General features: G+C 45.5%; 7 protein-coding genes. All 7 read right to left on the reverse strand.

Going from position 1 to position 15,150, the window contains the following annotated elements; all coding sequences use genetic code 11:
- Nucleotides 1-19 precede the first annotated feature (19 nt).
- Genes brxL through O7C57_RS02380 form a run of 7 tightly spaced genes read right to left on the reverse strand, consistent with a single transcriptional unit; the run spans nt 20 to nt 15,149 of the window.
- Entirely contained in the window at nt 20-2,095 is a 2,076-nt protein-coding gene (gene brxL, locus O7C57_RS02350; RefSeq protein WP_269723550.1) for a protease Lon-related BREX system protein BrxL, read from the reverse strand.
- A gap of 14 nt (nt 2,096-2,109) precedes the next feature.
- Nucleotides 2,110-4,782, reverse strand: coding sequence for a BREX-1 system phosphatase PglZ type A (pglZ, locus tag O7C57_RS02355; protein ID WP_269723551.1), 2,673 nt, complete (start codon nt 4,780-4,782; stop codon nt 2,110-2,112).
- The gene (gene pglX / locus O7C57_RS02360) at nt 4,782-8,477 is read right to left on the reverse strand and encodes a BREX-1 system adenine-specific DNA-methyltransferase PglX (RefSeq protein WP_269723552.1); all 3,696 of its coding nucleotides are present in this window, start codon (nt 8,475-8,477) and stop codon (nt 4,782-4,784) included. The genes pglZ and pglX overlap by 1 nt, the downstream gene beginning before the upstream one ends.
- An 18-nt stretch (nt 8,478-8,495) precedes the next feature.
- Nucleotides 8,496-10,256, reverse strand: a complete 1,761-nt coding sequence (locus tag O7C57_RS02365; protein ID WP_269723553.1) for a DUF262 domain-containing protein — start codon at nt 10,254-10,256, stop codon at nt 8,496-8,498.
- Nucleotides 10,257-10,272: 16 nt separating this feature from the next.
- A complete protein-coding gene (brxC, locus tag O7C57_RS02370) occupies nt 10,273-13,950 on the reverse strand; it encodes a BREX system P-loop protein BrxC (protein ID WP_269723554.1) in 3,678 nt (1,225 codons plus the stop codon).
- A gap of 18 nt (nt 13,951-13,968) precedes the next feature.
- Entirely contained in the window at nt 13,969-14,553 is a 585-nt protein-coding gene (locus tag O7C57_RS02375) for a DUF1788 domain-containing protein (protein ID WP_269723555.1), read from the reverse strand.
- The gene (locus O7C57_RS02380; RefSeq protein ID WP_269723556.1) at nt 14,550-15,149 is read right to left on the reverse strand and encodes a DUF1819 family protein; all 600 of its coding nucleotides are present in this window, start codon (nt 15,147-15,149) and stop codon (nt 14,550-14,552) included. Before O7C57_RS02380 ends, O7C57_RS02375 begins: the two co-directional genes overlap by 4 nt.
- Nucleotide 15,150: the final 1 nt, after the last annotated feature.

Consider the following 15,150-nt stretch of genomic DNA (forward strand, 5'->3'; position numbering starts at 1 on the left):
CGCGTCAAACGACACCTAATCAATTAACCCCAAGCGCCTTAAACACGGCATCGACGGGATCTGCATAAAAGCTGATCTGGAATTTTGAAAACAACTCAGCAGGAACCGTTGGAATATCTGAGGCTGAGGCCATTGGGAGCAAAATACGCTTTGCGCCACTGTCCATAGCTAACTGAAGACTGCCTGCAAGATCTTGAACAGGATTGACGACACCACCTAAAGTCATCTCACCCAAAACAACCATCTGCTCTTGAATCGGTCGGTTCATCAGAATTGAACAGAACGCAATCAATGCAGCGAGCGATGACTTTGTACTTGGCCCCGTATTGTGGAGCTCAACAACATGGAGGTGATACTCATGATCAGAAAACTTCGCCGACGCACTGATTCTATTCAGGTTGCCTTTGAAATAATCAAAGCCAACACGCACAGCTTCTTTCGCTGCGGTATTCGAACCAAGGCCAGATACTGAGTGTTTACCAGAACCAGCCATCATCTGGGTTTCATAGCGATATAACCCAAGCTGCCCAGTGCTTCCCTGAGTAACCAAGTGCACAACACCAGCGCGAGGTAAGCCCTCAGGAATTAGCTTGCTGCCACCTTGTTCCGGAACATTGACGAAGAATTCTTCTAATGAATCGTTATCGATGTAGCTAAAGTGCACATCAAAAAATTCCATTCCGCCAAGCTTTTTCAATTGCTCTTTGACCCTACGTCTAGTTTCCAGCGCATAGGTCAGGCAGGCTCTTACATCATCTTTTGTGTACTGTGCGTCGGGGTGTAGTAGCTTTAACAAGCCCGAAACCGTTCTGCGTACAGCAATTACATCACGCTGATTAAGGTTATTACCGAGTTTGAAGAACTTATCGATAGCATCCGCAAAACTTCTTTTGCGCATTTCACGCATGTATTCAGCAAGATAGTCTGTGATTAATCCGTAACTATTGGTGAAAAACTCAGGACGCATCTTCGGTATTTCCCATCCTGGAATATAGGAATGGAAACGGTCAAAAAAAGCAGTGTCAATCATGGCATCAGGAAAAGGTGCCAACAGATGACTGGTCTTCACCAGTGTCTCAACGCTTTGATTGATGTTACCGACGAATACCATGGAAGCCTTCGCTTCGATTGAATCACGACCACGGGCAAAAGACCCTGACGCCATATAATCTTTCATTATTTGGACGCCGTCTTTGTCTTTAAAGTTAATACCCGCTACTTCATCAAAGGCGACAACATCCCACATTCCGACCAACCCAACTTGGCGTGAGCTCATGTTATAGAACAAGTTCGCCACAGTTGTTTGTCCACCCGAGACAAGCAATGAGTTTGGTGAGCACTCTTTGTAGACATGGCTTTTACCTGTCCCTCTTGGTCCGAGCTCACACACGTTGTAGTTGTTTTCAACGAATGGGATCATGCGAGTAATAAGATGCCACTTCACCCGATGCTTTAAATTGGTTGGCTCCATACCCACGGAACGAAGCAACACATCCATCCACTGATCGGTACTAAAATGTCTTCTGGTTGAAAACACCTCATCCATGTTCATGGACGGCATTTGTATCGGTTTTAAACTCATAATGGAGAAAGGTGATGTCTTCTGACCTTCCTCAAAGTAATACTGCACAGTAATAATGCACCAGATACCGCCAGTTAATAGTTTTTCGTTGTCTTGTACAATTTTGGTCGGTACAAGGGCATCCTTGATACCCAGGTTCGACAACGCAGCTTCATAGACGTCTTTTTTCTGATTGAGCTTAACGCTTACTTTGTCGATGATTTTAAACGTGGCGCGTTCACGAATCAGTGACTTCACTTTCTCCGCTTCATCAGGTCGGACATAGTTCTCAGCCAAGATTTTTTTCACATTCTCAAGGCCTTGCATTACAACTTCGTCGTCATCGGACGCACAATACATCCCTAGTAAATACTCCAGCACGTAAACAGGGACGTTAGCGCCTTCTTTCAATTGCTTTGTCAGATCTTTTCGAACGACACGGCCTTTAAAATATTGATTGAGCAATGCGTCTAAGTCGGTGCTTTGCACCTGATTTTTTTCGTCTTTATGATCTTGTGAAAAATCAGTTGTCATGTTTCACCCCAGCCTTAGAAAAAATCATCTTGGAATGCCAAATCAATGGTTATCGCGTATTGGCTATAACGGGTTCTCATTTCCGCATTCTCAAGAACTAATGTGTATTGAGCATTCCTGTCGAACTGAGAGCCAATAAGCTTTAACCTAGCTTCACGAGTACGCTCATCCATCACTTTACTCACGCTATCAAAGTTAATCGTTTCACGACTGGAGACTTCATTACCTTGTGCATCGACGATATAGACATCCAACAACCGTGCGACAAAACGCTCGCCTACAGGATCTGTCTGAATAAATCTGACCTTGTCGATATTGTTTACTAATTTGATGGGCTGAGTGGCTGCTACAACACCTACCGGTTGTTTCTCATGTTTTGCTGCTTGTTCTTTCTGTAGCTCACGCACATGCAGTACCGGTACGCAGGCTTCCTGTAGCATCGCTCCGCCGTGCACAAACTTGGCACCACCAACGAAGTGGAAGCGTTGAGCCGCTTTTGGAAGCAGGAACTCGGTATCACTAGAGCCATGAGCCGTATCGTTAATTGAACCTTTCCAACAGGCTTCATCTGAAGGCAAGTTATTACCAACGATGTAACGCTTCTTGGCTTCTATCGCGCCAGCAGGTTTAGTTTTCAATGAGGTTTTATCAGCCGCTACAAGTGCTTTCTGTTGGAAGAGGAAGCCATGGTCTGCAGTGATCACAACTCGGCTTCCGTTTAGACGGTTGATAACCCGCCCAACGAGGTCTTTTAGCTCTTCAATGGCACTACGACAGGCTTCAAACGTTTTCTCTTCAGTTGCAGCCTTATCACCAATCGCATCAATGGTATCGTGATAGATATAAACGACTTCTACGTCTCGAACCTTGTCACGCCCCTCTTGGTTACTCCAACTCATCAGTTCCTTAGAACTCACTGCCATACCACCAACCTTCTGTAGGATGGAGTTACGATTCTCTAAACCCTGTGAAGAAATACCATCCACATAAACAGCCGTGCCTTGCTCTGGCTGGTAACTGAGCGCCTTATGAGGCAATAATGCCGCCATCCCAAGTTGGGTATAACTCGGCAAAACACCCAACTGCGTAGACACCTCAGCTTTAAATCGCTTCTCGTTGTTAATGATAGCGCCAAGCTCATTCGCAATTTCAAAACGCAGGGCATCAGAGATGATCACAAACACTCGTTTTGTCTGTTTCAGACTCAGTCGTGTACGAACTTCTTTTTCATAGAAGTCATACTGGTGCGGTACGTCAGAAATCTGCCACTTTTCAAGTAATTTCTCATTAGCCAAGTGACGATCCCAGGCAAGGCCAAGCTCATATAAGTACCAGTTGGTATAAATGCTTTCGACTTCGTCGTCGAGCTGACGCAGTATGTCTGCACCTTTACTCAATACAGAGTGCACATGCTCATTGAACAAACGGTACGCCTGGTCAAAACGATAAATGTCTGTGGTATAGGCGTCGTACATTGCTTTCGCGTTATCAAAGTGGAACCCGTCCACATAGCGATTTCGCAAGTGCATTAACTCTTCAGCGTTGCGGATAGCTTCATAAATTGCGAAGTATTCTTTGCGTGATAATGTCCAGTGGCTAGCAAGACGTCTTGATAAGACCGTATCAAACTGAACCCGGTCTAACGCTTTACTGCTATCGAGCAAATCACGAACTAAACCACGGATTATGGCCTGTTCCACAGCTTCGAACGTTTCGCATTCGATAAGCTCAACCGGATGGTACTGGCCAGCACGAGTCGAAATTTCCAACTGTTGGCTAAGCACCTTAGAGATGCTTTCGTAGTAAGCGGCGAAAGAGCGGCTGTCGCGCCAGCTCACCATAAACGCCAAGGCTGTCGCCCGGCCTGATGCGCTTTTTAGAACATTGTTAAGCAACCAATCGCGTTCAACACCTTCAATTTGGCTCCAGAATTCAGTACAGAACAATTTCAACACGAAGTCTGAGAAGGTTGGCTCTTCGACTGTATAGCCAAAACCCTCACTCAGATAGGCCCAGAGTGAGGTCTCAAGATCAAACTTTCCTAGCTGGCTCCATAAAGGTTGACCAAGGCTTTCATCTTCGATATAAGTCGCATACTCGCGTAATAACCCAAGCAGAATGTCCGACAAAGACGCAGAATCAGCTTTCACAACCACTGCCATCATCTTCCTGTCTAACGACAGTTCGTCTTCGTTCTCAGTCACCCACTTTTTTAAACCGGCTATGCGCTGTTTATTGGCAAAAAAGCCCTGACGTTTACGAACATGCGTACGAAGCGCCATTTTCGGGATACCCAGCTCATTAAGCAGCATTGAGCTGTGATCAGCAAAAAACTGCTCGCTATACAAACGCACGTCTAGCAACCAATCACGATCAGGCTCTGGCTCAGCGCTTGGAAAATAGATAAGGAATTTAGCTTCACGCTCATCCACTTCAATGCGTTTTTTCACTGCCAATACAGACTCATTGCCCATATTGAGGATGGTCAAATCCTTTGGCAGTACCCTAGCAGTTATCTCTGCCGCTTTATCGTCTGCTTCTTTTGCAAGCCCTTCTTTTGCAATAGATAGGGCGTTAGCTAAATGCTCAAGCTCTTCTGTAAAGCTTTGCTCTGGGTCGTACCAAAACACAATGCGGCTTTGTTCGAGTTTGGCAGCAACGCCTTGCGCCAGTTCACTAATCTGCATTAGTTAACCTCCGGGGCCGAACCGGTAATGGCCTTAACTTCAGCCAACAGATCACCAAACTTGCCGTAATTCACCTTCACGCCATCATCCAGATCCAGGGAAATACGCCTATCGGCGTAGTGTTTTAGCTTGTCGTCAAACTCGCGTAGTTCAACCTGTTTCTTGATTAAGGCATCCAACGCTTTCTTGAAGCGGTTTGCTTCACTGGTCGAGTCGGCCGTTTCAATCTGCTTCTCAAGCTGCTCTGCATACGCATCGTATTTGCCGAGTAAGGGGGTGACATACTCGGTACGCATACGCGAAAGCGTGCCCTCGTTATAACGGTGCAGGTAAACCAAGCACTCAAAAGCCTTCTGTTTGCCTGAGCTAAACAGCCAATAAATAGGGCGTTTTTTATAAGTCTTCAGATGGTCTTTATAGAACTGCGTCGATAAATAGCGGCGGATCGTCTCTAGCGCAGATTCAGATTTTTTCGGTTTAATGGCGTTTAGGCATAGTGATTCAGCGACAAAATCGAGATTTTCTTGTAAATGTTCTTCACCCCATACAACTTGGACAAACTCGCGGAAACGATTGGTTGCGTCATCTTTAAACCATTCTTGGTCGGTCAGGGGGATAATGGCGTCATCATCCGGCAAAAACTGCGGGTGCGGGGATGGAACCTGCTTTAAATAGTCTTCTAACGTCTCGCCCTGACTGGCCAGAATCAGACCCGCCTTATCCAGAGAATAACGCCCCATCATGCAGCCGATAGCGTAAGAAACCAGCTCGACCTGGGTATCGCTTTGCAAGCGGGCTTCCCGCTCGTTATCAGTTAACTTAGCGCCGTAACGGTAATGGGGGTTGCAGGTCAGCGTGATCTCAGCCAACGGCACCTCCGGCGATAGCTCATCCTGCAGGCCGTAAGCGTCGATAAAGAGACGGTTATTTTCCTTCTCCAAATGCTGCATCTGCGTAGTCATCTCCTGCCAATAGGCACGCAACGCCTGATAATTCGCCGACAGCGGCGACTGCTGGAAACGGGTATCTAATAGCGGGAGCTGAGTAAAATCCCAAGAGGTTTCGTAAGCGTCCCAATCTAATTGTGAAAGGGATATGCATTGTGCTGCAATATCATAAGCTTTAGATATGGGCTGCTTGTCAAATGGCAAGTTAAGAGCATGCCCAGGCTGGAAACGAATAGCAGGAGAAAGCACTTTCATATATGCGGCTGCTACTATGCTATTCAGATATGCAACAACACCGAGCCTATCCGAATCTAGGCCTACAAATCCCATTGATCCGGTAGTGTCAAACATATAACCGCCAGAGACATTCCTAACTGAAAAGCGCTCTCCTGACACGCTAGACCATGTTATGCCGGGCTTAAATGCCCACTCACCGTTATAATTATGTGATCGGATCCTTCGAGTTTTCGGATCAATGAAACTCATGACCCGCTCGCCTTCGTTTTCCCAATCCACTAGATGTTCGTTGTTGCCAGACCAACGCCGATATTCTCCACCCTTTAAATAAGCGAACCACCTTGCACTTCTTTTGGTATCCTCCGGAAATACTGAGCAGGATAATGAAACTTCAAACCATTGTCGTAGAAAAGTATCATTACTGCCGGTGGTAAGACCTTCTCGAGTTGTAAATATCTCCCCCAACCGAGGCAGTTTTTCAAAATTAAAAGCGAAACGATGTGTGAGCCAATACGCAATGAGATTGCCAGGTATTTTGGCAAAATCATCTGTGGTCGCGGAAAACCTCAATTCTGATTGAGGATTACTCGCGGCCTTTTTGAGCATCGCTGACTTTGACGATTCATTCTCACCGTCTACCAAGCGGACATACACAGCCTTTTTTAATCGGTTGACGACGTTCTCCATGACGAAAGCAGTTGTTGAAACAACAGCGCCACCAATAGTGTCAAATGCTCTTTCTCCAAAATGCGCCATTGACAGAAAGCTGGACTTCGCAATCAGATATGATCGGAGGTTTTCGTATGCAGATAGAAACATCCAAGACTGCATATTGATTTGAGCATTGAAGCCATTGGGCTTTAGCAATGAAAATGCATGCTCCATAAAGATAGCGAACAAATCGGATTTACTATTTGGATAGTATTTCCTTGCAAAATCTTTAAGATCTGCATTCATGCCTTTGCTACCCATATAGGGTGGGTTGGCAATCACAGCATCGTAACGAGTCGATAAAACCAATGCCTGATGAACAATTTCAATCAATTGCTTCGCTGCAGGCTTTTGCATTGAGTCGCCTGACTCTTGTAGTTCGACAAGCGTGCTCAACAACTCTTTTAGCTGCTCATACTCATCGCTGGGCACCTCAATCAAGGAACCAAAGGTCTTGGCTTGAGTAAATCTTGCTAAGGTTCGCTTCAGCAGTTGGTAGCGGTCATCTGCATTGAACAAGCTTAAATCTTGCGCTTCATCAGCGAACAAGCCTTGTGATGTGCCGCTTTGCCAACTTCCTGATAGATTGAGTGCTTTCCATAAGGTCGGCAGGTCAATATGGTTACTTTCCTGAAATGACAGTACATTGAGTCGCACGTTACGGGTAAAAATACGCTTATCGTCATCTCTTGCCATCATCATTAGCGCAAAGCCAGATAGCTGTGCTGCACGATCATCTATGTCTAGGCCGTAGAGGTTGTTCTCCAGAATCATCTTTGGAATATCACGAGAGCGAAAACCTCGTTCTTCGTAGATGGCTTTTAGTACGTTGTAAGCTTCAATCAGTATGTGGCCCGAGCCACAAGCGGGATCGAGTACTTTGATGGTTTCAGGTTCAATAGATTCTGGCGTAATAGCCTTTAGCTGTTGGTTAACTTCGTCAGATTGTTCAGCAGGCTCAATGTAGTATTCCATCTGCGTTTTAATGGCAGAGTCTGGGTAGGTTTGCAGCCATTGACGACCGACAGAGTTTTGTACCAGATACTTTACAATCCAGTTGGGTGTAAATAACTGGGTAGCGGCAGGAATGTCTTCACTCTTGACCACCTTACCCATTACCTGATCTTTCTTTTCAGAAATGTAGAACTGGTAAAGCCAACCGATAACTTCTACCTGTTGCCAGCCCTCTTCAGGGATGCCGTCTACCAATCCACGCAGAATTGAGTCTGTACGAGTTAGATTGTCTGGTAGAAGAAGCTCAGTTTCATCGTCCAATGCGTCAAATAAGAAAGGCATCGCTTCATGAAGCTTATGGCACTGGCCCAACAGCAGTTCACGATAAAGCTCTTCGTCTTTGTTGCCCGCAAGCTTGAGTTCGATAATGTGAGCTCTATCTAATCCGAGTTCATCCGCAGCATCTTGCGCATGGTCGATAATTTCAAAGCCTTTAGGATTGTCTGGGTGCGACAAAACACGAAAACCGTGGCCTAGATAGTCATGGATTTCCATATAGCGAATAGCACACAGACGGTTGAACCAGGTATAAGCTACTTGTTCAATAAGTTGTGCATACCCCAGCTTCTGGCTTCTGGCCACTATGCGTTTTCTGGGCTCAGCCAGTTTACCGTCAAAACTGTTACTGGCGATTTGAAGTACAGAACCTTGTAGATTCGCCTCTGCAATTTGTAGCTCGCCTTTTTTATTCGCGGTGATACCAAAGGTGTTTAATCGTTTAGCAACCGCATCCATAAATTCGCGGCGCGCTTTTGGTGCGTATTTTTTAATGTTGTTCGTATTCATATGATCTTGCGCCTCTTACTATGTCTCTATGCTGCTTGCGGGTTGTAATGCAGTTCTAATGCGGGCAAGCAGTGTTTCCTGACGCTCGCGGTAAAAATCCATAAACTGGTTTAGTTGTTCAGGTAATGATGTTATGGCTTGTGATTGCAGATGTGCTTGTCTTGCATTCACATCAGGCCACTGCTGCGCATACCATTCATGGGGCATTTTTTGCCGCTTCTGATTATTGATAGTCCCTTCCAACAGCTGAAGGTTTGGCAGCTTGTTAGATGCTTCGATGAGTTCATCTAGCTGTTCAGCTGGGACACCAACTTTTGCAAGCTTGTTACGTGTAAACAAACCTTTGGGGTAGATGTGGTCCACATGAAAGTGTCGTGAAAAATCGAATCCAGGGAACAACAATGTCAACAAGGCAAAGGTACGCGGATTACCATAATCCAACTGTGCTAGTTCACTGATTTCCTCTGGGTCAAAGCGCAACGATTTACCACGCTGTTGCATGGTCGCTTCAATTTTCGCTAGCGGGAAACCTGTATCACCCGATTGTTTGATGTCTGAGCGAAGCATAGTAAGCAGGGTATCCAAACCACTTCCCCAGATGCCTGACGCTTTCAACAACGACCTAATAAGCCAGTTTCTGATGCATTCTCTATCGACCGCATATTCAACCCTAGAAAGGTAGCTTGCCGTTAACTTTCGGTGGTGCAGGTAATAAGCCAACGGGAGGATGGCACTTGTTGCTCTGAGGTTTTGTGCATTAAAACCAAAACTTGCAAGTAACTGCATTGAGAGCAATAACGCATCACGAATTGGCGTCCAGTTCTTTTCCAGAATCGCCATGTTTTCCTTGTTAAAGTTCTCAACCTTAAAGCCCACGCTACCGATGTCAGAGAGCATTAAGCCTGCTTTTAATACGAGATCTTTTGATACGTTGAATCCATCACCAACATGGTTCATCTCATCTACTAATGCATGAATTTCTTCACGGGCATCTAACGAGTTCCACTGGGCTACTGCAATTGAAAGTAGTAAGTCTGAGTAGGACAAGGTAGTACCGCCGCTATTCATGCGGATAAATATATTCAGAACACGTTCTAGGCTCTGATCACTTTCTTCGTAAAACGAAATCTTGTCTTTGTCATGGATGGTTCGATACAAGTGACGAAGAGTTGAGCGAGCCTCTTTGCGTTGCTCAGAACTCAACCTGGCATCATCAGCAACTTCATCGATAAGTGCATCTTCTTCCTCTTCCATGATCCGGCCTACACGGAACCAATATTGTTCAGATGCATCCAGAGAGGCTTTAACGTCGGTTAGGAACTCAAAGTCATACATCGACCCAGTTTCTAAGTCGGGCTGGCTTAACAGATTTAAGTGAAGCCTGCGCACTGGGAAGGCTTCATCATTACTCCACCATTTACCTGTCAGCTTCCACGCAAATGAGCCGCGTAGGCCGATGTTCAAAGCGGTAATCCGCTGCTGTCCATCTAGGACGGCAATGAACTCACGCTCCGGTAACTGAGTGACATTTTCACAATGGTAGTTATCTCGCTCATGGTAATGCTGCATGAACTGATAAAACTGATAGCTATCCCGGTTCACTGGTTTTATCTTCCAGAATAGAAAGGTCCCAAACGGGTAACCTTGCAACAGGCTATCAAATAGACGACAGATTTGTTCTGGTCGCCATACAAACTCTCGCTGGATGGCCGGTAACAGGTATTCCTGCTCAGCAACCTTGTCGAGTAATGATTTTATTGTTCCACCCGCTTGATACATAGCTATCCGTTACCTCTTACTTAATTCTTACTCGGTCGCCAGCTTTGACCGCAGCAATCAGCTGCTCTCTTAAAGCGGCAAGATAGGCATCAACTTCGTCTTCACTTTCAATGAATCCGGTTGTTACTGACTTAGCCATGGCATCGGTTGGGTTAATCGTTACGGTACGTTTTGCAACCGGCTGTGGCTGCACTGGTTCAGAGGCTGGCTCAGGTGCTGGAGCTGCTTTACCGGCTTTCGCTGCTTCCTCTTCGCGTTTCTGCTGTTCGAGTTCACGACGTCTTTGCTCAGCTTCAGCTTTTTTGCGTTGATCTTCGATAAAGCCATTCAGCAACTCATAAGCTTCGTCCTCGTAACCTTCCGCTTCAGTTTGCTCACTGATAATTTGTGGTATTGAAGAGGTCGCTTCAATGCGCTGTCTGCACATTTGTAACGGGCGCAGTGCTTGGTTCTGTAATTCAGACGGTGCATGAGCTTCAGCTAGCGCTTCTTTTACACGTCCGATGCGCAGATCAACACGCTCTAAGGCATGAGTGCGTTTTTCTTCAACCAATGTTGAGTTAACTTTTGCCACCTGCTCGATAAGCGGATTAATGTGGCGCAGCTGCTCATACGGTGAGGGCATATTGTAAATGCGTTCTAATTCAGTTAGCGCTTTTAATGCTTCACTGTCTTTTTCTAACGCGGGTCTATTGGCCTTAAACTTCTCGTTCAATGCGCCCGCAAGGGCTTGCCAAGTTTGAAATTGGCTATTGTAGAAGTCATCAAGATCCTCAAAGTCCTCAGCAAACTCTTCAAGGGCATCAGCGTCTTCTAAGAATCGGGCGATAAGAGCGAAGCTTGAAGTTTGCTCAAGAATACCCGCGACCAATGCAAGACCATTGTCAATTTGAGATTTACCTGGGAAATGGCCTGTCTGTGACTTGGTTCTGAATGATTTAAGCTCTTCATTCCAAGCCAGTAATTCATCGCGCACTAATTCGTAGAGCTCCTTTTCACCAGAGCCGGTAAAGGTTTTTGAAAAGATCTCTTTAACAAGACCAGCAGCCTTTTTAATTTGGCGCTCGTCATGTTGCCTGATTTTATGTACACGGATCTCGCCGCGTTTACGCACGCTGGTAAACGGCTCGTAAGCTTTTTTCAACGCCAGATCTGTGCCTTGGGTACTAAAAGATACCTTTCCAGCCAAGCCCAGCCTTGCAGTGAGCAATAAGATTTCATTGTCTGGCCAGCCATACGGGCGCTTGCCGAAGCGGGCAACGATGTCACGTAAGTAAACAGGCTCATTACGCTCGACTTTTAGCGTTACGTACTGCTCAACCTCACGCGTAGCTTCTGGGTTACATTCATCCGCTTGAAGATCCAGTCCAATCTGAGCAATATCATCAGCAACAAGAACGGCCTGTAGCTCACGCAAAACTTCACCAGGCGTTGCCTTGAGCATGTTCAATTTAGCGAAGGTGTTTTCGATAACGTATTTGTATGCTTCTTCGACGATGGCACTTGGCGTTGCTGATTTCTTCGGCAGTTTTGTGCCGATAGCGTAAACGTCAGCCTCTGCAAACAAAGCTTCAAAATCCGTTCTTAAGCGTTTTTCACGCTCAATATTTTCCATCTGCTTTTCGCGGAGAAGGTGTTCTTGCTCTGGTCGCTGTCCTGAATTTTGTTTTAAGAATCGGTCAGTTTTTATAAAGGTTGTCAGCTCATCCCAAAGACGCTTATGTTCGCCCAGCTTGACGAGCACGCACCCATCAGCCTCAAGCGTATGATTGATGCACGCTTGATCGTGGGAGTAATTTTCAAAGTGCGAATCCAAAGGTGAAATGACTTTAATGACTAGGTCTTCCAGCGTGGTGCCATCTTTTGGATGACCATTGCAAAAACGGCTCACCGCAAAGTCTTGCTTATTAATCGGGTATCGATAGGCACGATTACCTTTCAAAATACCGTCAAATACGATTGCTGAAAGCTTGTTAGAGACCTCTGACATTTCAACGTCAGTGTGGCGGATCTCGTTTTCGATCTCTTTTTCTTCGTTGGTCAGGAAGATAAACTCATCACCATTACGCGCAATCAGCAATTGGCGCTCAAGACGATTCAAGCTCTCTTCAATTTGTTTACGCAGCGCAATTTTATCTGCATCGATTCGATCAATTGACAGCGTCACAAGGTTGTCTAGTGTGCTTTTGACAACGTCCACATAACGGATCAAGAAAAGAGTTTTTAGAATCTTGCCATCGAATTCTGTTAAGGAATCCAACTCACAGGCTTGGTCAATCGTTCGCTTAACCGCTGGCTCCAAAAAGCTTTCAATCGGTGCGTAGAAACTGTAAAACGGGATTAACACATCAAGGCCAGAGTCCTTCATCTGTTTTGCAGCTGATTGGAAAGCATCAAGTAATGAACGCTCACCCATGGCTAAGTGCTTACCCGTCGCGCCTTTTGTTCGAATTGACTCAAACACTTTTTGAACCAGCGTGTAGTGGTAAGGCACAAACGGATAGTTGTCCACGAAAGACGGAGCGTCGGTGTAGCCCTTTAGAGACGCGGTTGTCGTTTTATCAAATGTCAGCTGGTTACGAAGAATGTCGCCCTTTTCAGCAAAGACATCGATGAGGTGTGTACGAGCTTCTTCCGTTTTGGACAACAAACGCTTTTGAATAACTTCCGAGGTATTCGAGCTCGACAGCTGTAAGCGGGTACTAAAACGCCCTTGAATTTTAGAGAAGTCCTCGCCATCGCGCTTATCCATACCACCAATGGCAGCATCAATGTCTGCCTGAGAGGTAACAACGACCCAAGCTCTGCCACCACAATATGTGCCAAGATCTTCAGTAATGGTCTGAAGCTTCAACATCATTTGCGTGTTCTTACCGATAAACTGACCGACTTCATCGACTAAGAAAAGAAGGTTACGATCCCCAGTGCGATCTAAGTATTCATTAACCCACTTACAGAAGTTTCGGATATCTAGCGGGAAATTGTTTTCAACCTGCTCAACCCACGCTTTGGCAGACTCTAATGATTGCTCACTGGCATGAGCGAGTGCTTCTGAAAGTTCGTCTCGATAGAAGTCATAGGCGTCACGCTCCTTTTCCCAAGTTGATTGAGTCAACTCAGCAAATTTGTCCTTGAAAGATGCGTATTGATTACGTTTATCAAGCTCGCGTTCTAAGTGCGCAATATGAGGAAAGTCAGCGCAGTATCCTACACGCTCATTAAAGACTTTGAGGAAAACCTTAAGAATGGCATTTTCTCGGTCGTCCGTATTGGCTCGCGAATCGATGTTAAAAAGAATAACATCAGTGTCTTTGGTAACAGCGTTTTGGATGTCCGCCAACAGCATGGCGTCGTTGATTTTGTCTTTGAAAAACTCAAACGCTTGTCGGCCTTGGCCATCTTTTTCAACAGATTTATTCTCAAGCAAATAAGATAAAATTTTCAGGAAGTGCGATTTACCCGAGCCAAAGAAGCCAGAAATCCATACGCCAATTTTACCTGACATATCACCGTGGCTTTTCGCAACAGATGGTACATAAGCTTCAAAGAATGCACGAAAGTGACGATCTAGCTCTCGGGTTACAACATACTCATCAAGCTCGACATACACACTGTCATTGTCTTTTTGTTCCGCTTTAACAACGCCATTAATGTCACGCGTCAACTTCTTGGAAAAAATCTGTTCAATTTTCATTCGAGAGGCTCCCTGCTCTTAAATTTTTTTACCGTCTTCAGGCACAAGTTTGAAGGCGCGATAGTAGTTTTTAGATTCGATCATGCCAAAAGGATGCAAATCCCTTCCGCTATATTCACCCGGATAGAAAAGCACTAATGGCGTGCTACCCATAACGTCTTGCAGAGCACTAAGTAACTCATGTCCTCGGACAAGAGGCCACGCACTGCCTAAGCCTGACAGCAACACAAACTCAAGTTCTGATGGCTTATATTTGTCCTCGATATACCTTGCCACTTTCTCTTGGCTCAGAGGCCCGGCTAGTGTTTTTCGAAGACCATCAACACCGACTTGCAATTCACGCTGGCAAGCTCGGTCGAAAAGGCCTCGCTCCTCAAGCATATCTATCAAGACTTCAAAAATATTGAGATGGACAAAGCGGTAACCACGCTTGTTGAGTTTTTCGTCAACGTGCTTAAGGTGCTCTCGTACAAGCAGTTCATACTTGGCTGGATAGTCAAATACCCAAAATCCAATTTCATTGCCCAAGCCATCGTTTTTCAAAAACTTAGGGCTTTCAATTCGTTCCTGTATAAGATCAAGCCTGGTCTGGAGAGCCTTCATATTGTGCACTCCATTACCTCAATCAAATCTTCCCGGCCCAGACGAACTAACCAGTCTTTAACTTCTGGCATTAGGTAAACAGGTTGTATTTTCTTTGTCCTGCTATCACTCAGGTAGCCACTATCAACCAATGCCTTAATTGCGTTGTTACCCATTTTTTTGACAGTTGAGTCAGAAAAACCGCCAAGTTCGGCATATGCCCGCACTCTCGTGTCATAAAACTCAGACCATGCATCAGCGATTAAAGAGGGTTTATAGGTGCGACGAGCCTCGGCTAAGGTATGTCGCATAAAATCAGCGACAACCGGAGAATGAATGAGTAATGACATCATCAGCATTTGGACATAGGCACGTTCACTCGCGGCTAAAAGATCAGTCATAAACTCATCACCCAGGACTTCAATACGCCAACGGATTGTTCTGGCATAACGAATAGCCGTCTGACCGGATTTTTTCTGAAGAACATTTTGCTCAACGATCAGCGACTTCCACTCATCTTCTGGAAGTTTTTTCAGTAGCGATTCTGCGATTATTCTAGATTCAGTTATCAATAAACTGCCTCCGATAAGATCGCCTAAATATTCTTTTATATTCATA

This window comes from Providencia sp. 21OH12SH02B-Prov (assembly GCF_027362595.1).
Taxonomy (GTDB): domain Bacteria; phylum Pseudomonadota; class Gammaproteobacteria; order Enterobacterales; family Enterobacteriaceae; genus Providencia; species Providencia zhejiangensis.